We start from the raw sequence: 23241 nt of genomic DNA, 5'->3' as shown, positions 1-23241 counted from the left end.
CGTTATCCGTTCAGATCGAGGAACACGTCCTGGGTGACCTGCTCGCCACCATCGGTGCGAGCATCGATGGTGACATCAAAAGTGTCGTCCTTACCACCGTTGCCCATGAAACGGCGGTAGCTCATCACATCGATGGTGACCGACCTGCCCCCGCCAGGGATCTTCGGGATCACAGGGTTGCCGTTCGAGCGCATGTCGAGAGACGCATTCTCGGGCACAGCAAGCGTCACCTCGTAAGCCGTCTCGGTTCCCCGGTTGATCACCTGAAGCTTGTCGATTCGGTTGCCACCTTTGTTGAAGTATTTGAGATCGAAGTCGAGAGCTTTCCGGGCCGGAGCGCTGCTCGGCAGCCGTCGTCCGAGCGTCAGGCCGTCTCCGGGCGGAGGTGGCGCCGTGAAGTCTCCTGTGGTGTGCCAGTCCGTGCCGGTCAGGTCGACATCACAGCCGGCAGTTTTGAGTCGAGCCGCGAGCGCCTGACGGCTGGCTGTCGAGTTGGTCAGGCGAATTGCGTGGCGACCCGCGACGTCGCTGAATGGGCGTACCTCGCCGATCTCGACCAGTACGGTGCGTTTGGCGTCACGCCCGAGCGCCATGCCTGCCTCGAACAGCACGTTCGGGCGCGCCTGTGGCGCAGGCAACGTCTCAATGTCGCCTTCACTATGGCCGTAGCGGGGCTGGAGATAGGCGACTTCGTCGGGCGTCATGAGCACAATGATCGCCGTGGCATGTTCGAAGGCCGCGTCGAGTACCTGCCCGATGTATGGAGAACCTTCGCCAGTCAGTTCGACCGCGGACGTCCACTCCATCGGCGACAGATTAATGCTCCGCAGAAAGTCAAACATCGCCTTACGCAGCGCCTCATTGCGCCCGTGAACGACAAAGACAGAGCGGGTATCGCTCATGCTGGTATTCAACACGGTACTCCTGACTCGATCACACACGAAGGATGATTACCGCCTGGGCAGCACTTGATCCCACTACCTACGCTACGGCTGCCCTCCGACACATAGAGTCCAGCCACGCCTGCTGACGCACTCCCGCCTGCCGTTATCCGATCTTCGACTCCTCCGGTAAGCACACGGGAACGATCGATGGCGACCGCCTGGTCTACCGAACCATCGACACCGCCCAAGCAGCTCGAGTCCAACGATCGCCGGACCCAGGGTCGGACTTGTCATGGTGAACGCAGTTCCCTGCTGCGATCTTGGGCGAGGAGCCTCCGTTCCCGAGCTGGAAGCTGCAACACGCCGCCCCTGACTTGATGTGGCATTTCTTTAACTTGCCCGCTAGAGTGGGGCTCACCACCGGCCGCGAGAGAGGAACCGCCATGGCGATTCACACCCCCAAGACCCGCGAGGATCTCGTGCGCCACCTGTCCCCAATGCGTCTCCAAGCGACTGTCTTCGAGCGTGCCGTCGCGGTGGGCGCTGCGGAGAGTCGTACCTACTCGAAGGGCGCGCCGAAGTCTGCACCCAATATGACGCGCTGGTACCGCACCGTCGAGGTAATTCACGAGCAACTCATGCTGCTCCAGCTCAACTGGAAGCGTTCAGACCCGCAGAACCTGCCCTACTTCTCTCAGACTGATCTCAACCTCGGACTGATCGCCAGTAGTGGCGACGAGTTCACCGGCGTCGCCTGGGGCACGCCGAGCACCAAGAACCCGAAGGGCTCGGCCTTTGCGCGTCGCGTGGACGAGAACGGCCAGATGGCCATGTTCGGCCAGCCGACCGACGACGGTGGCGAAATCGACGTCAAGTACTTCTGGATCCTGCTCTATAACGAACGTGATGGCATGGTTTTCTTGGAGCTGTCTCGTCCGACCTCGATGGCCGGGAAGCAGATCGACAGCTGGTCGGAGCGGATCATCTTCCCGCCGTTCGACCTAGCGCTCGGTGCGTTCTCGTTCGAGGAAGACACCGAAGAAGACGAGGGCTTCGGCTTCACCGTCGCACGGCGCTAAGGCGCCGGGTTCCCCGCGATGAGCACTACCTTCATTCCCGCACGCCTTGAGATGGCGCGCGCCATCCGACAGATGACCGCAACGGCGCTCGCCACGGAAGCGGGCACGACCGCGCCTTGGGTGTCTCAAGCCGAGAACACTAAGAAGACACCGAGTCCGGAGCTTGTTCGTGAGTTCGCGCGCGTCCTCAACTTTCCGGTCGACTTCTTCTACCGCCCGGTCACGGCACTTCCGCCGTCGGATGCTTTCCATTTTCGGGCGACGTCGCGACTCGCGAAGAAGGACGAGGCGACAGCACGAAGCCTGTCGACACTAGCGATCGAGCTGTCGGACTGGATCGAAGCGACATATAGGGCGCCGGCTCCAGAGGTTCCAGAACTCCAGGATCTCCTCGACTCCGACAACTCACTGCCACCCGAACAAGCCGCCGAGGCACTGCGCGGCGCATGGGGTCTCGGTGTGGCACCGATCAAAAACCTCCTGCAGCTTCTCGAATCCAAGGGCACCAAGGTCTACTCCGCCGGCGGGCCACTTCAAGCCATCGACGCGTTCTCATTCCGACACGGGGCGACACCGGTGATTTTCCTGAACGTGCACAAGTCCGCCGAACGGCTACGTTTCGACCTCGCACACGAACTCGGGCACCTCGTCATGCACGGTGGGTCGTTGCATGTTGAGCCCGGCAAGGAAAAAGAGCAGGCAGCGAACGACTTTGCCAGTTCCTTCTTAATGCCGCGGGCCGACGTCCTCGGCGCGATCCGCGGCAACTTGATGCTCGAGGACATCCTGATGCTCAAGAGACGCTGGCGCGTGAGCGCAATGGCACTCAATCTTCGCGCGCATCGACTGGGTGTCATCTCAGACTGGACCTACAGCACACTGGCGAAACAACTCTCGATGGCTGGCTTCCGACGAAGCGAGCCCGGCTCCGACCTACTCGCCGAAAGCTCCAGCCTGCTAACGCAGGTCATGAACGATATGCGTGGCCAAGGCGCAGGATTCATCGAGATCGCTCGAGCGCTCGACGTGCGCGCACAGGACGTCCGGGATCTCATGCTCGGACTCGTGACGTTCTCCCTCGAAGGAAATGCGCAAATTGGGTCACGCAGCCAAGCGAACCTTCGGGCGGTCTGACCCATGAATGGTGGGAACTTGAATGAGCAGTCCGCTCAACCGGCGGCCGGCCTCGGGCAATCACAGGCCGGACGACTCGTTTTGACCTGGTCAATTTCGGAGGGCTGTTCGAATGGCTCGAATTAAGACATGGGTGACCACCACCCGGGAGAACGTTGGCTCTCACAAAGTTGTGCGGATGGTGCCAGCCGACGAGGTCGCGGTTGATGCTGGGGTGAAATGGGCTGCAGCCGCCGTGCCTCGTCACTATGTGTCTGCGGATGAGATCGCCGCAGTGCTACGCGAGCTCGGCAAGCCGGAGGCGGCGGAGGTTCTGAGCGGAAAGCTGCCGGTAAGCAAGCGGACCCGGTCGGGCGAACTCGGAGAGGTCCTCGCCACCCAGTATGTGGCGCGCGAACTCGGATACCGCATGATCGCACGCCTACGGTGGAAGGACAGCCGCGAAATGCCCATGCGCGGCGACGATCTCCTCGGCGTTCGCATCGTGGACGACGTCAAGCTCGAGTTTCTCAAGGGCGAGGCGAAAAGTCGCGCGAGCCTCTCGACTTCGACACTGAATGAGGCGGAAGCCGCCTTGCTGAGCGAGCACGGCCTGCCGACGCCCCACGCGCTGATGTTCGTCGCCGCGCGTCTGCGCGAAATGGGCGAAACCAAGCTGCATATGAAAATCCTCGCGGCTCAGCTTCGTGGACGTATTCGATCGGGCGATGTACTGCACCTGCTATTCACGTTTTCTGGCAACGACTCTCTCGGGTTGCTCCGCGATCACACCGAGGCGTACAAGGGCAAGATCCGGCGTCTCGGTGTGGGGCTGCAGGTCCCAGAACACCAGGCATTCATCCGTCGAGTGTTCGAGAAGGTGATCCGTGATGCCCGGGCGCGTTGAGGATCTCGAAGCAGCGATCGGTCGGGCAACGGCGCCAGGCTTCCGTGGGCGGCTTCTTGCGCGTGGGGAGGCGCGCGCAATGATATGGCGCGAAGGCGTTCTCCCAGAGGACGCTCCCCCATTTGACGTGCTGCTGAGCCACGACCTCCTCTCCTACGGGTATGCGCTTCTGGAGCACGGACTGGAACTGAGCGATCTAGAGGGATCTGCCGAGGCATCTCGACGGGCATTCGAGAACGCGGCGACAGCGATCGAATCAGTCATCGCCCGCGGGGAGGTAACACCGGACTTGGGCTTTCACCGGGTGGTGGCCGCAGCTAGCTTTCATCTCGCTCGATTCTCAGCGCGGGCATATTCCCTTCTCACGGCGACGCGCAACGATCAGAACACCTCCCCCACCGAGAGATGCCTGGTGCTACTCATGCTCCGGGACCTGGATGGCCTGACGACGCTCGTCTCCGGTAGCCGCGCGGACGAACGGGCCGCGGACGCAAGCCTCGCCGAGGAGTTGCGCTCGGTGCTCGCCCCGGATGAAAACAACGACGACGAGGCCGATGTCTTGGACATCGTCGATGCCGCATTGACCGATGCGTTCATGGGTGCGATCAGTGTGGCAATGCTGGCGTTCGAACGTGGCGAACCACCTCTCCTCACGGAGGCCATTGCACGACTCGAGGTGGGTATGCGCGGTGCGGCCGCTTTGAGCATGGTGCCGCAGTGGTGGTGCCATCGGCTGGCGATTCACCTGCTGCGGGGACTGTGGGAATCCAGCTTCCACGTGGTTCTGCCGATGGGGCCGGAAAGCGGGGACGCTGGCGACTGGGATCGCCTACGCGCCACATTCATCGCCTCGCTCTTCCGCCGACAACGCTCCGAAATCGACCTCTGGCCCTCCCAATTGGAAGCCGCGTCACGAGTGCTCAATACCCAAGACAACCTCGTGCTCTCCCTGCCCACGAGCGCAGGCAAGACTCGCATCGCAGAACTATGCATCCTCGCGACCCTGGCCGAGGGAAAACGTGTGGTGTTCGTCACCCCGCTCCGCGCGCTCTCCGCACAGACCGAGACCGCTCTGGAACGTACCTTCGTCCCTCTCGGCAAGACCATCTCCTCCTTGTACGGCACCATCGGGGTCAGCGATGTCGACGAGAGCATCCTCCAGGACCGCGACATCGTGGTCTCGACTCCCGAGAAGCTCGACTTCGCTTTGCGCAACGATCCAGATCTACTCGATGACGTCGGACTGATCGTGCTCGACGAGGGACACATGATCGGAGCAAACGAGCGGGAAGTGCGATACGAAGTCCAGATTCAGCGGCTCCTTCGCCGCCCCGACGCGAAGACTCGGCGCATCATATGTCTCTCAGCGATCCTGCCAGAGGGTGATGAGGTCAAGAATTTCGTTGATTGGCTCACAGACGACGAACCCAATGGGCTGATCAGCAGTGATTGGCGTCCCACCGTTCTCCGATACGGAGAGGTTGTCTGGCGCGACAACAATGCAAGGCTCAACATCACTGTCGGCGGTGAAGAACCATATGTCCCCCGGTTCCTCACCGCGGAGACAGTCCCGAGCAAGCAACGCAAGCTCCCGTTCCCGAAAGACGCTCAAGAGCTCACGCTGGCGACCGCCTGGCGCCTCGTCGATGACGGCCAGACCGTCCTGGTGTTCTGCCCACTCAAGAGCTCGGTCAACGCATTGGCCAAACTGATCGTCAAGCTGGCCCGGCAAGGTGCACTCCGCAGCGTGTTTGACGGAGACCCGACCGTCCTGAACACCGCACTCAGCATCGGCCAAGAATGGTTTGGGGCCGACCATCCTCTCCTAGCCTGCCTACGCATGGGCGTCGCCATCCATCACGGCTCTTTGCCCGGGCCCTACCGGAAAGAAGTCGAGAAGCTCCTGCAACAGGGAGCGCTGAAAATTACGGTCCCCTCCCCCACGCTGGCGCAGGGATTGAACCTGTCGGCAAGTTCACTAGTAGTCCATAGTCTGTGGCGAAACCGGACGATCATCGATGCCGCCGAATTCCGCAACATTGTGGGCCGAGCTGGACGAGCGTTCGTCGATTCGTCCGGACTCGTGTTGCATCCGATGTTCGAGCCCACCCGTCGAGCACGACAGAACTGGGAGCGGCTGGTCGAAGATTCGCAGCTGCGGGATATGCAGAGCGGACTCGTCCGACTCCTCACCACCATGCTCCAGAGGATGTCCGACAGTCTCGGAGAAATCGACTGCGACAACTTCACCGAGTACGTCACCGGGCTCGCCAACTGGTCCTTCCCTGTGATTCCCGCCGAAGACGAAGAAACCACGAGCGACGCCATGAAGTTCTGGCCGGGCCAACTCGCGAGCCTGGATTGCGCGATCCTCGGACTGCTCAGCGACTCCTCTGTCACGGAGCAGGATCTCGGCACCGCGCTCGATACAGTTCTCGCTTCATCGTTGTGGGCACGGACAATTGCTCGCTACCAGGAGCCGGTGCGCGACATCCTGCGGACAGGTCTCGTGGCCCGAGCCGGCGTTATCTGGCGGAGCACGACACCGGATCAACGGCGCGGTTATTATCTGGCGGGTGTCGGCCTCGCGACCGGCCAGGAACTCGATTCGAATGCTGAGCAACTCAACCGTCACCTGCAAATCGCCGAAGCGGCCATCCAACTCGGCATGAACGACCAAGCGATCAACGCCATAGTCCATTTCGCCAAGATCGTGTTCGAGATCTCCCCCTTCATTCCCAAGTCTCAACCCGACAATTGGGAAGAGATCCTGGTCGGGTGGCTGCGAGGTCGTCCAGTTGTGGAACTCGCTGCCGACGACAGCCTCGAAACTGCGGAGTTCATCGAAGATACCCTGGCGTACCGACTCCCATGGGCACTCGAAGCCGTCCGCGTCCGTGCTGCAGCGCACCCCAACCCCGATGCATCCCCTTGGGATCTATTTAGTCCAGAGACCGAACTGAGCGTCGCTGGTGTGGAAGCCGGCACACTCAACAGGGCCGCGTCGACGCTCATGCGAGCAGGCTTCGCCTCTCGGTCGGGAGCGCTCGTCGCGGTGGAGTCAACCGAAGCTGCATTCACAACCCCAGGCGGGCTACACGAGTGGATGATATCCGAGGCAACACAGGCCGCAGCTAGAGACTCATCCTGGCCAACACCGACCACCCGCGAGCTCTGGAAGAGCTTCGCCAACCGCACTGTCGCCCTCCGTCAGCGAACGTGGATTCACGAAGTGCACGAGTCTTTGGTGAGTTGGATACCTGGCTATCAGCCCACCCCCGGCGAGCCGTACCGAGCAATCACCCGCTCCGACGAAACAACCGTGCTCGAGGCGGCAGATGCCCAGCGAGCCGGAGTACTGACTACCCACTTGAACCCGCGCCGTCAGGGGCTACTGAAAGTCACCGCGATCGGAGCGGGAGACGTAGTCGAGCTCGACTACCTGGGGCCGTCTGACCTTCTTGCCTAACCACTCGCTCAGGGCTGAGGGCTGAGGCACGTTGGGTACCAAACTGGACTGACAACGGGGCCGGTTCGGCGCAGCCCCCGAATACCTTCGCGAGACCCTCGCGCGGTGACTACTTGGGCGCTCCGAGTGCAGCATCTAGCCCGTCCGACGCCACCAAGGGGCGAGGAGCGTTCCGGCCGTAGCCTGCCCCTGGAAGGGCCTAGGCGGAGAGCGATCGTGGTGCTCCCGCCTCGTCGAACTCGATCGAGATCACATTCTCCTGTCCTGCCCAGTCCTCGAGTACCGAGATTGCATCGTCGCTGAGCTCTTGAACGAACAGCAGTGCAAGGTTGTGTTTTGCTCGCGAAGCGGAGACGTAGAAGAGATTGCGTGAATGCTGAAAACTCCCGGCCTGCCTAAGTTCTGGATTGCTCTGCGGAGCGTGGGCGGCGATCATCTTGGCGAAGTCGTACTTAGTCCAGCCGCGCCCGACAAGTACGATCACGTCGTCGAACTCTGCGCCTTTTACAGAGTGTTTAGTTGAGAAGACGGTGCTGTCTTCCAGGTACGAACGAAGCGCGCGAACTTCGGCATACGGCACGGAGCGTAGCGCCCTATGCTCAACCAGTTTTCGTGGTTCTCCAAGTTCCTCTGCCGGGCCGAGCGCCAGGAGCGCCTCCTTTAACTCGCGTTCTCTCTTAGCTACTCGCGTGGGTAAGGAGAAGAGACTCTGCGAGTTCAAGAGGTCCAACACGTTCCCGATCGTGCCCGCACGACTGGTCGAGATGAGCGAATCAAAGTAATCCGACCAGCGATGCTTATCCTTCGGCGCATTGAGCGTTGGCTTCTTGCTTCCCAGGAGGCGGAACAACTCTCCGTATTTGTGCTCGGAAAACGCCTGTATGGCGGGTTCGACAATGTCGACAAGGTACTCGATCACCGGGTCTTCCTTGTTGGCAAAGGCATCGTTTGAGCCAAATACCCCCGGAAGGCTCGGGTAGCCGAGTTCGTTCGCGATCGTCGCGTGCGTGAGCATAAGGATCTTCAGATCCCCAGAGTCCCGGATCCATGTGCTGCTTGGGGACGCGTGTTGGAGCCATTCCAGACATGCTTGGGTTGCTTCCTGGGAGATCTGGCCCTTCCAATTTCTGCCTTGACGGACGCCCGGCCAGGAGTTGGAGTGATACACCGTGGCTGTGCCCTCACCGGCATCGGCTCGAGGCGCCTGCGGAAGCTCCGGGCGCAGCTTGTTCAGGAAGCTGACGACCGATCTGTCCGATCTGAAGTTGGCGTTCTTCGGGATCGATGTGAGCGAAGAATGCACGATCGAACCACAGGTTCTGTCGTAGATCTGTTGCCAGTGGTCGCCGAAGAAGCCAACGACAGGGCCTTTAGGGTCGGCTCCGTAACCAGATAGAACCGCTTCGGCAAGCCCCGACGGGGTGTCCTGGTACTCATCGATAAAGATGACAGGGAATCGGTCGGTGATGAGCGACCGGAATTTCTCATTGCCGAATAGCTGAATCGCTAACTCTGGGATGTCATTGTGATGGAGCGTGATTCGATCATCATGAACTCCGCGAATTCCAAGGTCGTACTCGATCGCCAACCCACTGACCTCTGGATGCTCAGCAAGACGATCTTTCCAGCTTTCTGAGGCGTGGAGGGCCGCCGATAGAGCCTTCTGGTATGGACTGATCATCTCCCATAAGAACCCATGGAGGGTGTCGGCGAAGACGGCGGGATCTTCATCGGTTCTTGCTTTGATCTCGTCGCGGGCAACCTTGGTGTACGTGAGGCAGGCGACCCGTTGATCGCTGCGGGGAAGGTAGACGGACTTGCTCTTCAGTATTCGTCGCAAGGCTTGGACCAGCGAGTAGGTCTTGCCTGCTCCTGCCCCCGCTTCGAGTTTGAAGTTCCGGCGCCCATCGAGTGCGGCAAAGAGGGCCGCTAGAGCTTCCTCGCTCGCTTGCTCGGCGTCGTCGGCAACGGGGCTGGCCGGGGCGGTCATCGAACGACCACTCCCGAATCGCTCGGAGACTCAGCCACAGACTCAACCCCGGTGGAGTAATTCAGTAACCAGTCGAGTCCGCGTTGGATGTAGCGAGGGGTCTTCCAGCCCACCTCCCCAACGGCAAATCGCAAAGCGAAGTCGCTCTTCTTCAGACCGTCCGCAGCCTCGCGAACGCGGGCCTCGTCCTGGCTGGTATCGCCCGTGAGCGTGAGCCCTTCAGCAGAGGGGTTAGCGAGGAGGAAGGCGTCTTCGAAGGTTCGACCGCAGGCTTGCCCTTCGCTCTCAGGAACTTGGAATGCAAGGTACCGGTTGCCACTGATGATGGCATCTGTCTCAGCAGCGTCCAGCAAGGCAATTGGGTTCTGAGCGTTGGAGTCAGGGAACCACTTCTTGATGGTTGCGTTGCTTGTTGATGTACCTTCGTGAACAGTCGTTGCGCCGTCTCGACTGTTTCCCTCGACCTGGCCAATCGCATCGATGTCGGTGATGACAAGCGTGGGAATGCGAAGGAAGTCAAGGAGCGGGAAGAAGATGTGGGCGTACGCGCCTCCTACTTCCATGAGTGCAACGTACTGACTGCTGAGCTTGTGCTTGGCGTTTCTGATGGCCGCAGGAACGATCAGCCGTTCGCTTGTGCCTTCCACGAGTATGGCTTTGTCCGCGAAGAAGAGGTCAGAGCGGGTGAGGGTCAGATACTGGTGCAGAAACTTTTTGTTGATGCCCTCAGCGTCGGTGAGGTCGAGGACGTTGGCGTGGTGGCCGGGGCCATTTTTCGGGTCACTTTCGACACGGAAGTATCGGATCGTTGAGAAGTCCGCACGGTTGGCAACATGGGAAGAGTGTGTTGAGACCGCGAACTGCGGCCACCAAGGATGCGTTTTTTCATCCAAGGCCGGGAAGAGCTCAGCGACCGAAGCGAGCTGCTCGATGAACACTTCCTGCATCTGCGGATGAAGATGAGCTTCAGGCTCCTCGATGAAGACTAAGTGCAGCCCAGGCATGTTGCCTCTCGTCGCATACTCCCGGTAGTAGCTAAGTAGCGTGAGCAGCATCAGGATGAGGTTGCGAGACCCCAGACCGCTGTACGACTCAGGAAGCGAAACCCCGGCTACGCCGTCATAACGAATGCTGGTGTGGTTCCCCAGCACGCGTTCGATGTCGAGGGTCGTCTCTGCTTTGAGACCAGGGTCTGTGAGACCGGGGTATCCGAAGCTCCGAAGTGCTGGGATGATTCCCTTCACCATCTCGCTGACTCTGATGCCCAGGTCCTGCTCAATGCCAGCTACGGCTTCGGTGAGCGCATTGGCAGTTTCTTTCTGGACGCTCCCGTCATTCGCTTTGGATGCGGCGTCAAACAGGCTCTGAAAGATGCTCCCGATCAGGTCTTTGGGTCGTTCCTTCTCGTCATCGAGTCCGCGTTGAGCTTTCAAGAAGTGAACGGTGAGGATGCGCCGCATCGCCTCTAATGCGATGTCACGCATGTTGAATGCATCTCCCGGATCGATCGCGGTGATCGATCGTGTGAACATCCCTTGAACTCGGTCTCCGACGACCCCCAGTACGCGCTCGATATCCGGTTCGTCACCCGTGTTCGGGTCTGCTGTGACTCCCTCGAAGAAGTCTGACAGGCGTCCACCTTCGAGTGAGTAGCTCAAGCGGATCATCGCTGTTGTGCAGTCCGGGTCGAGATCGACGATAGCTGCAGCTAGAGGCCCGTACTCGGGCAGATCTTTTGAGTACGAGATCTCCATGGTAAGGGAGATCTCGGGGAGAAGACTCCTCGCGAGTTCTTTGTCTCCTGTCGCGTAGGCCTTCCATGCTTCCAGGAATTCCGGGTAGCTCTCGGCGGAGAAGTCGGCCATGGTGAAGTTCAATGTCGATGGCTGCAGAAAGCGAGTAAACGCCTCAGCGAGCGTGGTCTTTCCACTGTTGTTCCGACCAACCAGCACGGTGGTGCGGCTATCAAGGTCGATATCGGCTTTCCGCAGTAAACGGAAATTGCGCACCTCGATGTGAGAGAGCCGCATCGGAGCGAACGGCTCTTTCGTCTCGTCGCTTGAATCTGTGGGCGCAGTCTGCTGGGTCATTCCCGGTCCTTTACTGAAGAACCGCCAGCGCGGCGCTCCTGCTGAGTCAGATGATCATCGTGTCACCAGAATGCCCGATCCAGTCTCCAGATGTCGAACGGAACACGCCAGGCATGCCTCGCTGAATCGGGCTACACCCTCTGATCGGCGGATTCGCGAATGCGCGCATGGATCAGCAGAGTCACGCTGCTCGGCCCCACCACGATGAACTTCAGGGCGTTCCAGACGGATAGCAGCACGACCAAGTGCAGCCACCCAGGCGCGCCATTGTCGATGAGGGTTGTGCAGACGCGCGCCGTGAGGAGGTAGGGCGCCGCGAGCAGCATCACGGGGACGCCCCATTTGAGTCCTCTCCTCGTTCGGATGGCGTCGAGGAGGATGTTGGTTGGCATGTGCCGGCGCAGGAACGTGCGGGTATGGATGCTCAGGGTCCAGAGCTGGCGGATCATGACGGCAGTCCTCTTCTAAGGGGTCTGGTGACAAAGAACCTTGAAGGACTGCCGGGAGGCCGTCATACCGTCATGCTCGGGGTGACGGCGACACACATCTGAAAGTCACCTTGCTTGTTCTTCCACTGCACGTCGCACGTCGGACATCAGAAAGAGGCCTCCGGTCTCGGCTTAGCGCACAAGGCCGGATTAGCGGGGCCCCTGCGACTAGAGCGTGCGTCTGGTCCCAATGCCTACGCGGCGAGGTCGCGAAGCCTTGCTAGAGCTTCGAAGGAGATAACGATCAAGCTCTTGCTGAGCTGAAGCGGAGCAATGAGATCGGCACCGGAGCCTCCGTCCGGGGAAGAGCAACCACCGGTAAGGAAATGGAAACTTCTGCCACCTCGTCGACTCCGAGCTCGAGCATCTCGGTGCAATCTGCATGAGGGAGGTCCGTTGCGATACTCCGATCAGCTAGGAGCAGGCTGAACGGAGGGTAGTGAATCGTGGCTGATATGGCTGGCGCGTGTGCGCTGATCGACCGACCGTTCTCGGGTCCGAGCAGTACTCGAACCACCACCGCGTCGTGGCTGCCTTCCACATGAGCCGCACTTCCATCTGGGACAATCGCCGCTAGGAAGCGGAGGTCTTCGGGCGGCTTGCCCGGGACGCCTTCGCGAACCATGCGCACAAGCTCAGGATGTGAATCGATGAGTGTCGGTGTCAGCGCGGTCATGCCAGCAATCGCTGACCGAATGAACCTCCCCGGACGCACATCCTGCAGCCTCCCGACAATCTGTTCTCGCTGGCCTTTCTCCGGCGAGTTGAGCAGGTTGCCTGCGAAGGTATGCGCCCAGCGGATGTACTCGTCGTCCCACGGCGATGTGATTGCTCGGCAGGACTCGCAGTGTGCGTATCGGCTTGAACCGCCGAGCTTCGGGCGGCCATATGAGAGGTGACTGTCTGCTGTTGTGCCGCCCCAGGAGAAGCTTCCCTTGTTAAATGCTGCCCTTGGGGGAACGTGTGCGTTGGTGAGCCGCACATGCCTTCCGCAAAGCGAGCATCGGCCAGTCTTACCCTGACGGCCGGTTGGCACGAATCCTTCTTGCGGTGTCACGTCGTTCTCCCGGCGGCCTAGCTTAGATCTGTCTCCACACTATGGTTTGGTGGCTACCGCGCTCAGATTCGAAGTTCCTGGCTCCGGGGTCGGCGAAGCTGAACGCGCGGACGTCGATATCTTGGAGGATCCCGCCATTTGCGCCTCTGAGATGCTACCTTGCCTCCTGATGTCGGGAAGAGCCCGTCTAGCTCGGCTCAGCGCACGAGGCCGCGCCGGGCGCGTCCCCGTAACCGGCGAGCATCTGGCTCCGATGCCTGCGCAGCGATGTCGCGAAGCCTCACCAGAGCCGCGGCAGCTCGTGCGGCATCGATTTTCTGCGCATCACTATCCGGGGCTGAGCCAAGGGGTGACTTCGCGGTGATTCCGTAGCGGTCACGGTATGCCGCAACCGTGCGCGCTTGGCTCCGCCACATCGCCCTCACTCTCGGCTCGATAGCTGATGTTCCAAGGGCAAGCACCCAGTCTTGCTTCTCGCTGACAGCGCGGTCAAGGATCACGTCAGCACGTTGCTCAATGAGATCGCGGCGCTCGGAGAGGGCACCCTGCATCTCGGAGTTCGTCACACCCGCAGCTTCGGGGATCAAGCCCGCAATGAGCTGGGGCACCTTGCGGGTACGGCCTGAGCCTGCCGGTCGTGCAGTGGCTCGTGCGAGGCGATGGTGAAGTACGGAGGCGATGTCGTCGGCGTCGCCGAACCCGCGAGCCGCCACCAGGCGCGGCATGAGAGCGTCGATGTTGTGGTGGTTCGCCTCCGCGCGACGCATCTCGGACGAGAGCGCCCTGAATGCTTCGGAATGGATCGTGTCTTCTGCCGCCTCCGGGGTGAAGCCGGACTCGCGGATGAGGGTCGCGAATCTGTCGTGTTGAGCGGCCTGCGCGATCGTCTCGTACTCCGCCGCAAGCTGCGCGATCGACCCCCAGACCTCTTGTTCTGCGGCTATCGTCTCGCGTCCGGAGAGCTCGGCGCCGACGTGCTGGAGCACTCCGTAGAGCACGGTGCGCGCGGTCGCTTCGGCATCGTCTGCTGGATGCGACACGTCATGGTTGTCGTCGGGGCGGTCGGTGGCGACGTAGACGAGGTTCGCTTGCCTGCCACGGGTCATCGCGACGTAGAGGTTTTCCCTCGTTGTGGTTGAGTCTGCGAGGACGTGGGAAGTGCCGGTAGTGATGCCTTGGGCTCTATGTGCGGTGACGGCGTATCCGAGATCGACATGCTCAGCCACGTACCCGGCCGGCAGGATCACCGCGCCACCACGACGTGGACCAGCGCGGCGAACTGTGAGGGAGCCGTCGTCGCGAACGTCGGTGACCGTCCAGCGGTCACCGTTACGCACCCATCCCCGACCGGCACGGAGGCGCCGATCGTTGCGACGCGTGATGATCGAATCTCCGATGGAGGCTCGGGAGGTGTCGTGGAGTTCGATTTCGCGGAGAGCATTCACTGTGCCGTCAAGGATCAGGTCTGCGCGGGCGCGCTGGTTTAAGGCGTGCACGGATTCGGTCGAGTCGGCGATCAGCACGGTGGCGATCCCAGCGAGGGCATCAGTGCGCCAGGCGGTGTAAGCCGTGTCGATCATTGTCTCGGTGTCGCCACCGGTGATGCGGTCGTGGTCGGCGTAGGTGTCGATTGCTTCGGTACGTCCGTGGCGCAGGTCGAGGGAAGCGGTCTTCTCCCATTCGTTGACGAACCGGTGGACGTCGAGCAGTTCGGGGGCATCGTTGCGGTCGTGGACGAGGAGGGAGAACCCGCCGCCGGCGGTGACGGATTGGAGTTGCGCACGGTCCCCCACTAGCAGCACCTTCGCTTCGGCTTGCTCGGCCAGGGCGGTGATGCGGTCGAGGGAGAGGGTGCCGGCGAGGGAGGCTTCGTCGATGATGACTAGCTGGCTTTTCTGGAAGGTGGCGCCGGTGCGCTGATGGGTGTCCCACCATTTCGCCGTGTTCTCCGTCGTGATGCCGAGGTCGTCCGCGAGGACCTGGGCCGCGACTGCCGACGGGGCGAGTCCGACGACGCTTCCGCGGCCGTGCTCACGCTCCCACGCGGTGCGGAGGGCACGCATGGCCGTCGTCTTCCCCGCACCGGCAGGACCCACGAGCACATCGATCATCCGGCCGGAGAGCGCGATCTTCGCCAGGGCATCCGCCTGGTCCGGTCCGAGGGTGCGCCCCGCACGGTCGGGCCGGGCGGTGATCCGCTCTAGCGTGGCGAGCGGCACGGTCGGCACGGTCGTGGTGCGGGCGCGCTCGAGGAGGCGGTCTTCGGCCGCCAGCAGCACCTCCGAGGAGAACACGACCGAGTGCTTCGGCCGGAACACCGAGGTGCCGTCCGGTCTCTGGAACACCGCCGGGCTCGATACGAGCTCGGGCGGGGTCAGTCGCAGCGAGGCGGCCTCGGCGGCGTCGACCACGAGGCCGACGATCGCCTTCCGATCCTCGGTGGAGGCGAACCTGTAGCCGGTGGTCTGCCTCGCGGCCTCGGCCATCAGGTTCCACCGCCGCCAGGCGGAGCGCTTCTCACCGACCGTCCCGACAACGCTCTCGCCGAGGTTGGTGATCACATCCAAGGGGATGTCGTCGGCGCGCAGCAGCAACGGTGTCTCGTTCACCGACACAGCCCGCGCCCACGCGGTCGCGTCTGAACCAAGAACCTGACCGGCGCGACGGCGCCAGGAGGCGGTGAGGTCTGCGAGTGAGTGGACCTCCTTCTTGGGCCTCGTGGAGAGGGTGGCTTGGGCGCGGAGCTTCATAATCGTCGCCGGCGACGGGCGGCGCCCGTGCTCGGAGACATAGCGATCAATGAGGCGATCCGTCTCGACGTCGATGTGCCGGGCACGGGTCGAGAACTCCTTGACCAGCTCCTCCGCCACCCCCACGACCGCCCACGCCGGGTTCCGATCCCGACCCTGCTCCCGCGCCTCCCACTCCACCCCGAGCATCCGGGTCAGATGATCCGCGAAGACCGCCTCGTGCAGTTCCGAGAGCGCGACCGTGGCGGCGTGCATCGGGCGTCCGTCGAGGGAGCGCCACTTGCCGTCGAGGACGGTTTGGACCTTGTTCGAGATGACGACGTGCGTGTGCAGGTGAGGGTCACCGGCCCGACTGTCGTAATGGTCGAACGCGGTAGCGACCAGGCCGCGGACATCGACCTGCGCAACCGCCCCGTCGCGGCCGGTTGCGCCCGTGCGGGTGGCTGCAACCTCGCGTTCCATGAACGCGACCATCTCCGCAACCGCCGCGTGATGCGCGTCCGCGATAAGTGCCTGCGTACCCGCGTCGGCAATAGCCCAGAGCACCGAGGCGGACTTCGGGATGGAGAAGGCGAAGTCGTAGCCCGCAACCGCCCGGCGCACCCCGCGCGCGGCCTCCTCAGCCTCGATTACGGCGGTCGCCTCCGCTCGGCTCGCCGACCCGAGCTCGGGATCGAGCGCGGCGACGCGCTCAGCCACCCGCTCTCCGACGGGCCGGTACTCGGGATAGGCACGGCCCAGCGGCTTCCCGGTGATGGGGTCGCGCCCCATGCCGACGAGGAGCTGGAGCTGAGCTTCGGAGACCTGATCGCCCTCCACGATCTGCTTGTCACCCAGGCCCGCGAAACCGGCGCCAAGCCACCGGCCGGGCGGGGTTCCCTCGGCGCTGTAGTACCGCGTCAATGGTGTCGAGAGGGACCTGTCGCCGTCTGCCGCGGTGACCGTACGTAACAGGTACTTGTAGCCATCGCCTGCCGACATCACGCGCATCGAGACCGTCACACGAGACAGGTGGGCAGGATGCGCTGCTAGCGGGTCGCGACCATCGTCAGCGGGTCACTACCTCCTTGCATACGAACTCGCCGGTCTCGTCCTGGATGAGGAACTCGTCTCCGGGCACGTTCTCGTAGATATGCCCGATGTCGTCCGCAGCGCCTGCTGCCTTGCAGTGCGCGCCATCGGGCTCGGTCTGGATCAAGTAGGCGGTCTGGCATTCGCAGGCTGTCATGAACACGTAGAACCGTCCACGAAATGCTTGTTCCAGCAGAGCGACCGGATAGTAAAAGAAGTGCTTCCCGCACAACGTCGGAACTCTGACTTTGCCGCCCACGATCGTGCTCTGCGGCAACTCTGCCGCATGAGTCCAGGGTCTGAGTTCCACATGTTCGACGCCCGATTGCAGTAGCTTGCCGTCGGCAAAGCGCAAGAACGACGCTCTTGTGCACGGCTGACCTGCTGGCACAGAAACCGGGACGCGAGACGGCCAAAGTTGCGGCATCCCCAGCTCACTCGTCATCTCGATCTCCAAGGCGGGAGTCGTAAACCGCAACCCCTGCAAGGCGAGCCCACCGAGGATGATCGTCATCAGGTAGCACTGTGGCAAGTCGGGTTCCGCAATGCCGGGCAGTCGAACGCTCAGCGGCGTCACGCGGACGGCCCAGAACCCTGCCGGTCCCTCGTACCGGCCCACCCAGAACCGGCTTGCATCGAGGGGTTGCATCATCTCCCGCAGCTCGTACAGCGCCCTGTACTCGACCGGCGAGAGGCCGTATCCAGATTCTCGCTGCTCCTTGCTGGAGATGAGCATCGCGGTGAGCGCGGTCTTCTGTATCCACGCTGCGATCACAGCCTGATCCGCCGGCGCGATCGTCGCCGATCCGCCGAGGATGAGGGGCGTCAGCACACGCTGCGCGGCGACTTCGAGCCGACTCATCCAGCCGTTGTTGCACGAAGCGCAGAAGCTCTTCACCGTCTGCCGAAAAGGCGGCTGTTCTCCCATGTCACGCGGCATGCCGTTCAACGGACCCGCCCCGTGCTGAACGGGGCTGAGATCCAGACCGATCTTGCTGACCCACTGCCCGAAGACGTGCTCGCGGGTCAGTGGCTCTGTTGAGCCGCAGAAGGCACATGGATCAGGCATGGGGCCATTCTTCACCCGTCGTGACGGGTAGTGACCTCGATCTGCAAGAGGCGTGGTGGCTCTGGAACGAGGTCGGAGGCGACGGCTCGGCCGAGGCTCGGGCGGTTCTCGCGAGTCAGGGGTCGGGAGTCGCGGCGAGCACCTGGCAGGTGACCAGCCCGGTCAGTAGCCCCGAAAAGGACGACGGCCGGGGATCACCGATCTGTCGGAGTCCTCATGCACGATCCGAACGACGAACACGACGACCACCGTCTGCGGGTCGGGTCGCTGTTCTCCGGCTACGGCGGACTCGACCTCGCCGTAGAGCATGTCTTCGACGCCCGCACCGTGTGGTTCTCCGAGATCAACGAGCCCGCCGCCCGTGTCTTCGCCCATCATTGGCCCGACATCCCGAACCTCGGAGACATCACGGCCATCGACTGGAGCTCCGTCGAGCCGGTCGATGTGCTGTGCGGAGGGTTCCCATGTCAGGACGTCTCCACGGTCGGGAAGATGGCCGGCCTGAAACCCGGCACCCGCTCCGGGCTCTGGGCGTACATGGCGACCGCCATCGACAAGCTGCAACCCGAGTGGGTCGTCATCGAGAACGTGCGCGGGCTGCTCTCCGCAACCGCGATCCGCCCAAGCTCGAAAGGAGACGACCGTGAACGACGCAACCGCGCCCCAGCAACCCCGAGGACGCAACCCTTCGCGGTGGGGAACCCGCCCCGTGGGGTCTGGGAGACCAGCCAGCCCGACCTCTACGGGCACTTGGCGCCGTACTCGGAGACTTGGCCGACCTCCGGTACGACACGAGATGGTTCCCCCGCACGTCCTTCAGGAGATCCTCGGACATGCGTCCATGGAGACCACCCGCGGCTACCTCCACCCCGACGACCGGCACCTCGCCTCCGCCGCCGAGCAAGCCAGCGCGTTCCTCTCCCCCTCCGGACAACGCCGCCACGCACGCCAGAACACCCCGCCCACGCGGCGCCTGTGATGCCGAATCGCGGTCCCGAAGCCTCCCCGGAAGCGTTCTGGTCCCCTTTTGGTCCCCTTATCCACAGGACCGACCCCGCAGCCTCGCCGGCCACCCGCCGACGGGTCACACTGACGGGCTCAGGGGGACCAGAGGGGGACCAGCGAAAGCCGCTTCCAGAAACAACAAAGCCCTGATGAAATTGGCTTTTCATCAGGGCTTTTCTGTCGGGCTGACAGGATTTGAACCTGCGACCCCCTGACCCCCAGTCAGGTGCGCTACCAAGCTGCGCCACAGCCCGTGGCATTGTTTTTCAGTTGTTCGGGCCGACCGGAGCGGGGTAAACCCCTTATCCCCCAGTCAAGTGCGCTACCAAGCTGCGCCACATCCCGTTACCCGCGAGCGGGCAACTCCCCTATATTAGCCCCTCGCCGACGCCCCCGCGAACCAACGCCCACCCCGGGCGTGTGCGCACGCCCTTGTCCGATGTCGGAGGCCCTCGCTACGGTCTCGGGCATGACGATCGCGATCCTGCCCGCCACCGGTGACCGCTTCGACGACGCCGAGACGGCGCTCGACAGCGGCGACGGTCCCGGATGCCAATGCCAATGGTGGCTGCTCACCAACGCCGAGTTCCAAAAAACCTCGCGCGACGACCTCACCACGCGCTTTCACGCCGAGATGCACGGCGATCGCGCTCCCGGGCTCATCGCCTACGTCGACGGCGAGCCCGCGGGCTGGGTGCGCGTCGGTCCCCGCATCGACCAGACGCGCCTCCTGCGCACCCGCGACGTCACGACCGCGACGGACGAGCCCCTCGACGCCGACGACGTGTGGTCGATCTCGTGCTTCGTCGTCCGCACGGCTCACCGCGGTCAGGGCCTGATGAAGAAACTCCTGGATGCCGCGGTCTCGACCGCCCGCGACGCCGGCGCCCGCGTCGTCGAGGCGTACCCCCTCGACCCCACCGTCACGAGGCGCTCCGCCAACCAGCTGTACCGCGGCACCGTGTCGATGTTCGAACAGGCGGGCTTCGACATCGTCGATCGCCCCAAGCCGGACCGCGCTCTCGTCTCGCTGACCCTGCGCGGGTGAGACCCCGTCTTACGATGGAGGTTCGCCGACGAAAGACCTGACATGACGGATGCCACGACCACCGCACGCGTCGACGCGTGGCTCTGGGCAGTGCGCGTCTACAAGACCCGGTCCGCGGCGACGACTGCGTGCCGTGCGGGCCACGTCCGAGTCAACGGCGAACGCGCCAAGGCGGCGCAACCCGTGCGCCCGGGCGACGAGTTGCGGGTGCGGATCCAGGGTTTCGACCGGATCCTCGTCGTGAAGAAGACGATCGCGAAGCGTGTCGGGGCGGCCCTCGTTGCGGAGTCCGTGGACGACCGCACTCCCCCGCCGCCCTCGAAAGAGAGCATGCCGTTCGTTCCGGTGCGCGATCGCGGCGCCGGCCGCCCCACCAAGCGCGACCGCCGCGACATCGAGAAGCTCCGCGGCCGCGAACTCGACTGACCGTCGCGTCACACCCTCCGCAATCCGCACAACCTCAGCCGCATTCCTCGCCCACCGACTGAGCTTGTGCGAATCACTGACCCGGCGAACCCGCCGACGCCTCGCCACACGCGCGGCCTCGCGGGGCGGCTGACGCAGCCGTCAGTTCAGCTGGTCGAGCAACCAGTGCGCTCCGTGCACGCTCGCCCCGAGCTCCTCGACGCGCGCCGCCAGTTCGCGGTCGCTCGTCACGACGACCACCGGACGAAACGCCCCCGCGACCTCGCGCACGACGGCGACGATCTCGTCGTCACCCTCCCCCGGCGCGTGCCGCACCTCGATCGCGGGTGCCACGGGCTGGGCGGACCGCGCCTGACCCTCCAGCACCGCGGTGACCGAGGGGAACCAGCGCGTCGCGGAAAGCCCGAGGGCCTCGGCATCCACTCCCCGCTCCGCCAGCCGCGAGACCTTCGTCACCAGGCGGGTCGCGGCGCCGGCGCGGTCTTTCCACCATCCGTCGGGAACCGAGCCCATGACGTTGGCCACGTCGACGACGATCGCCGGACGCACGGTCAGGGCCTCGCGCAGGGCCGGCCATGATGCGGCGAAGCCGGGATGCAGGGGCAGCGAGTCGACCTCGTCGACGGCAACCCATTCCAGGGCGACGCTCTCGGGGTCGCTGATCACGGGCTCGAACGGTGTCGTGACGTCGGCTACCAGGGTCGAGTACGACCAGATGCCGAGGTCGAGCACGCTCTCGAAGCGAGCCCGCACGGCATCCGCCGGCACTCCCGCCTCTTCGCCCGATTCGCGTAGCGCACCGTCGCGAGCGGACTCGCCCTCGTGTCGCGCGCCTCCCGGCAGAGCCCAGGTGTTGCCGAAGTGACTCCACGAGACCCGGTGCTGCAGCAGAACGCCGCGCTCGGGGTCGAGAGCCAGGAGCCCTGCCGCTCCGAAGCGCCCCCAGTATTTCTCGCCCGTGGGCGCGACGACCCAGGCGTCGCCCGGGTCGCGAGGTCCGTGCGGACGCCGCGGCTCGCCGGGGGCAGGGGGCTCGATCGTCATCGTCTCCAGCCTGGCACACCCCTCGCGCGAGGGCGCCGCCGGGCGTCACATCGCGCCGCGAAACGCGGAACACTGGTCGGATGCAGTACGAATTCGACGACGACCCCGCGCGGATCGACCGCGACGCGGTCTGGCAGTGGCTGAGCACCGAGGCGTACTGGGGGCGCTGGCGCACCCGTGCCGACGTCGAGGCCCAGCTCGACAGCGCGTGGCGCGTCGTCGCCGCGTACCACCGTGAGACGGGTGCGTTGGTGGGCTTCGCGCGGGCGATCTCCGACGGCGTCGGGTTCGCCTACCTGGCCGACGTGTTCGTCGTCGCCGCGCACCGCGGTCACGGCCTCGGCAAGGGCCTGGTCTCGCTGATGATCGACGAGGGCCCGGGTCCCCACTTCCGGTGGACGCTCTTCACGAGCGACGCGCACGGCCTCTACCGTCAGTTCGGGTTCGCCGAGCCCGACCGGACGGCTCTCGTCCGCCCCGCCGCACCCCTCTGAGGCACCGGATGCCGGCTCCCCACGCCGACGCCGCATCCCGATGACACGTCGGTCACCGCCCGGCTCCGTCGACCGGCAGCGACCGGTGCATGAGCGGAGGGACCGGGTCGTGGCATCCGGAAACGAGGAACGCCCCGACCACTCGGGCCGGGGCGTTCGCTGGGGTCTCAGGCGTCGAAGCGCGCGCCCGCCGGGTCGGCGGGGAGCAGCTCGAACACGAGAAGGACGAGCGGTCCGACGATGGGCACGAACGCGATGAAGATCCAGAAGCCGCTCTTGTTCGTGTCGTGCAGACGGCGCACGATCAGGGCCAGGTGCGGCACGAACGTCGCCAGCCCCCAGGCGATCAGCACGACGAGAAACACCAGGCCCAGCCCGCTCGGAGCAGCTGCGTTGCCTTCGGGGTCGAGTCCGCCCGCTCCGCCCGTGACGAGCGCGAGGATCTCGAGCACGGCCACGACGATGACGTTCGCGAGAATCCACCACCAGAATTCGCTGCGGCTGGCCCGACCGGTGAAGGTGGCGTACTTCTTGAAGAAGCGCTGGACGGCTGCTCCCAGCGGAGCGCCGTAGTACGGCTGGTCCAGCGCAACGGTGTTCTGCGAGTACGACATGAGTGTCCCCCTGACACATAGGCGAGTGAATGCGCCGGCACGCTCGTCGGCGCGAATGCACCTTATCGATTCCGCCACGCGGGGGGGCGACATTGTTTCGCCCTTCATCCGTCGAAGCGCGCACCCTCGGGTCGCCGCCCCTGCAGCGTGAACACGAAGAGCACCAGGGCGCCGATCAACGGCACCAGCCCGATGAACACCCAGAAACCGCTGCGACCGGTGTCGTGCAGGCGCCGTACGAGCACGGCGAACGTGGGGATGATCGTCGCGAGAGCCCACACGAGCCAGATCGCCCCGAGGATCACCCCGTGCGGTCCGGTGATGGTCGTCGAGCCGTCGGCTTCGATCCGGATGCCATCGGTCAGCGTAGGCAGCGCGTTCAGCACCGTGCCCACGACGGCGGCGGTCAGCACCCACCACCAGTACTCGCTGCGACTCGCACGCCCGTGGAAGGTGGCGTACTTCGCGAAGACGCGGCGGACCGCGGCGCCTAGCGGCGCGCCGTCGTACGGCTGGTCGAGCGGCGGGCCGGCGGTGGTCATGGGGTCTCCTGGCGTCAAGAGAGGGCGGATGCCACGGCGTCGCCGTCGCGAGAGCACTGTATCGACCTCCCGGTCGGATGTGGGCCCGGTTGCGTCGCGCC

The 23241-nt window shown here is 63.7% G+C and carries 18 protein-coding genes, 1 tRNA gene and 1 pseudogene; 9 read left to right on the top strand and 11 right to left on the bottom strand.

Annotation, left to right across the window (positions count from 1 at the left end; translation table 11 throughout):
- Nucleotides 1-2: 2 nt before the first annotated feature.
- Nucleotides 3-902 (bottom strand): TIR domain-containing protein, encoded by a 900-nt coding sequence (locus tag BLS25_RS02400; protein ID WP_074694416.1) that lies wholly within the window; start codon nt 900-902, stop codon nt 3-5.
- A 425-nt stretch (nt 903-1327) separates the two neighbouring features.
- Here BLS25_RS02400 and BLS25_RS02395 point away from each other — a divergent pair, with 425 nt between their 5' ends.
- The 4 genes from BLS25_RS02395 (at nt 1328) to BLS25_RS02380 (ending at nt 7452) form a co-directional block, all read left to right on the top strand.
- Entirely contained in the window at nt 1328-1963 is a 636-nt protein-coding gene (locus BLS25_RS02395) for a hypothetical protein (protein WP_074694273.1), read from the top strand.
- An 18-nt stretch (nt 1964-1981) separates the two neighbouring features.
- Nucleotides 1982-3097 (top strand): ImmA/IrrE family metallo-endopeptidase, encoded by a 1116-nt coding sequence (locus BLS25_RS02390; protein WP_074694272.1) that lies wholly within the window; start codon nt 1982-1984, stop codon nt 3095-3097.
- A 133-nt stretch (nt 3098-3230) separates the two neighbouring features.
- The gene (locus tag BLS25_RS02385) at nt 3231-3983 is read left to right on the top strand and encodes a Hachiman antiphage defense system protein HamA (RefSeq protein WP_256335510.1); all 753 of its coding nucleotides are present in this window, start codon (nt 3231-3233) and stop codon (nt 3981-3983) included.
- Nucleotides 3967-7452 carry a DEAD/DEAH box helicase gene (locus BLS25_RS02380; protein ID WP_074694270.1) on the top strand — a complete coding sequence of 1162 codons (3486 nt, stop codon included), beginning with the start codon at nt 3967-3969 and terminating at the stop codon, nt 7450-7452. Before BLS25_RS02385 ends, BLS25_RS02380 begins: the two co-directional genes overlap by 17 nt.
- 199 nt (nt 7453-7651) lie before the next feature.
- Here BLS25_RS02380 and BLS25_RS02375 read toward each other — a convergent pair whose 3' ends face one another.
- From BLS25_RS02375 to BLS25_RS02355, 6 genes are all read right to left on the bottom strand, one after another.
- Nucleotides 7652-9442, bottom strand: a complete 1791-nt coding sequence (locus BLS25_RS02375) for a UvrD-helicase domain-containing protein (protein WP_074694269.1) — start codon at nt 9440-9442, stop codon at nt 7652-7654.
- Complete coding sequence (locus tag BLS25_RS02370; RefSeq protein ID WP_081349649.1) at nt 9439-11532, bottom strand: ATP-dependent nuclease; 2094 nt, start codon at nt 11530-11532, stop codon at nt 9439-9441. The genes BLS25_RS02375 and BLS25_RS02370 overlap by 4 nt, the downstream gene beginning before the upstream one ends.
- A gap of 131 nt (nt 11533-11663) precedes the next feature.
- Nucleotides 11664-11981, bottom strand: coding sequence for a hypothetical protein (locus BLS25_RS02365; protein ID WP_074694268.1), 318 nt, complete (start codon nt 11979-11981; stop codon nt 11664-11666).
- Between the two features lie 283 nt (nt 11982-12264).
- A complete protein-coding gene (locus tag BLS25_RS16540; protein WP_143017791.1) occupies nt 12265-12696 on the bottom strand; it encodes a hypothetical protein in 432 nt (143 codons plus the stop codon).
- Nucleotides 12697-13274: 578 nt separating this feature from the next.
- Entirely contained in the window at nt 13275-16817 is a 3543-nt protein-coding gene (mobF, locus tag BLS25_RS02360) for a MobF family relaxase (protein ID WP_074694414.1), read from the bottom strand.
- A 58-nt stretch (nt 16818-16875) separates the two neighbouring features.
- Nucleotides 16876-17967 (bottom strand): hypothetical protein, encoded by a 1092-nt coding sequence (locus BLS25_RS02355; RefSeq protein ID WP_074694267.1) that lies wholly within the window; start codon nt 17965-17967, stop codon nt 16876-16878.
- A gap of 216 nt (nt 17968-18183) precedes the next feature.
- On the opposite strand from BLS25_RS02355, the pseudogene BLS25_RS17090 reads away from it, so the two are divergent.
- Nucleotides 18184-18516: pseudogene (locus BLS25_RS17090) on the top strand (DNA cytosine methyltransferase); the annotation flags it as partial.
- Nucleotides 18517-18808: 292 nt separating this feature from the next.
- Nucleotides 18809-18946 carry a hypothetical protein gene (locus BLS25_RS02345; RefSeq protein WP_256335522.1) on the top strand — a complete coding sequence of 46 codons (138 nt, stop codon included), beginning with the start codon at nt 18809-18811 and terminating at the stop codon, nt 18944-18946.
- A 206-nt stretch (nt 18947-19152) separates the two neighbouring features.
- Here BLS25_RS02345 and BLS25_RS02340 read toward each other — a convergent pair.
- Nucleotides 19153-19226: transfer RNA gene (locus tag BLS25_RS02340), tRNA-Pro, on the bottom strand.
- Between the two features lie 215 nt (nt 19227-19441).
- Here BLS25_RS02340 and BLS25_RS02335 point away from each other — a divergent pair.
- The gene (locus tag BLS25_RS02335) at nt 19442-20020 is read left to right on the top strand and encodes a GNAT family N-acetyltransferase (protein WP_074694265.1); all 579 of its coding nucleotides are present in this window, start codon (nt 19442-19444) and stop codon (nt 20018-20020) included.
- Nucleotides 20021-20062: 42 nt separating this feature from the next.
- Nucleotides 20063-20446, top strand: coding sequence for an RNA-binding S4 domain-containing protein (locus BLS25_RS02330; RefSeq protein WP_056227533.1), 384 nt, complete (start codon nt 20063-20065; stop codon nt 20444-20446).
- Nucleotides 20447-20587: 141 nt separating this feature from the next.
- Here the strand turns inward: BLS25_RS02330 and BLS25_RS02325 are convergent, their stop codons facing one another.
- Nucleotides 20588-21490 (bottom strand): NUDIX domain-containing protein, encoded by a 903-nt coding sequence (locus BLS25_RS02325; RefSeq protein ID WP_074694264.1) that lies wholly within the window; start codon nt 21488-21490, stop codon nt 20588-20590.
- A gap of 80 nt (nt 21491-21570) precedes the next feature.
- Here BLS25_RS02325 and BLS25_RS02320 point away from each other — a divergent pair, with 80 nt between their 5' ends.
- Nucleotides 21571-21984: a GNAT family N-acetyltransferase gene (locus BLS25_RS02320; protein WP_074694263.1), complete on the top strand. Its 414-nt coding sequence runs from the start codon at nt 21571-21573 to the stop codon at nt 21982-21984.
- A 167-nt stretch (nt 21985-22151) separates the two neighbouring features.
- Here the strand turns inward: BLS25_RS02320 and BLS25_RS02315 are convergent, their stop codons facing one another.
- Both BLS25_RS02315 and BLS25_RS02310 read right to left on the bottom strand, forming a co-directional pair.
- Nucleotides 22152-22598 carry a DUF805 domain-containing protein gene (locus BLS25_RS02315; RefSeq protein ID WP_074694262.1) on the bottom strand — a complete coding sequence of 149 codons (447 nt, stop codon included), beginning with the start codon at nt 22596-22598 and terminating at the stop codon, nt 22152-22154.
- Nucleotides 22599-22702: 104 nt separating this feature from the next.
- A complete protein-coding gene (locus BLS25_RS02310) occupies nt 22703-23140 on the bottom strand; it encodes a DUF805 domain-containing protein (protein WP_074694261.1) in 438 nt (145 codons plus the stop codon).
- Nucleotides 23141-23241: the final 101 nt, after the last annotated feature.

Origin of the sequence: Microbacterium testaceum StLB037, from assembly GCF_900104345.1 — a bacterium.
GTDB classification, from domain to species: Bacteria; Actinomycetota; Actinomycetes; order Actinomycetales; family Microbacteriaceae; genus Microbacterium; species Microbacterium testaceum_A.
The sequence above is the reverse complement of the archived record's forward strand: the minus strand, read 5'-3'. Positions and strand labels throughout refer to the sequence as shown.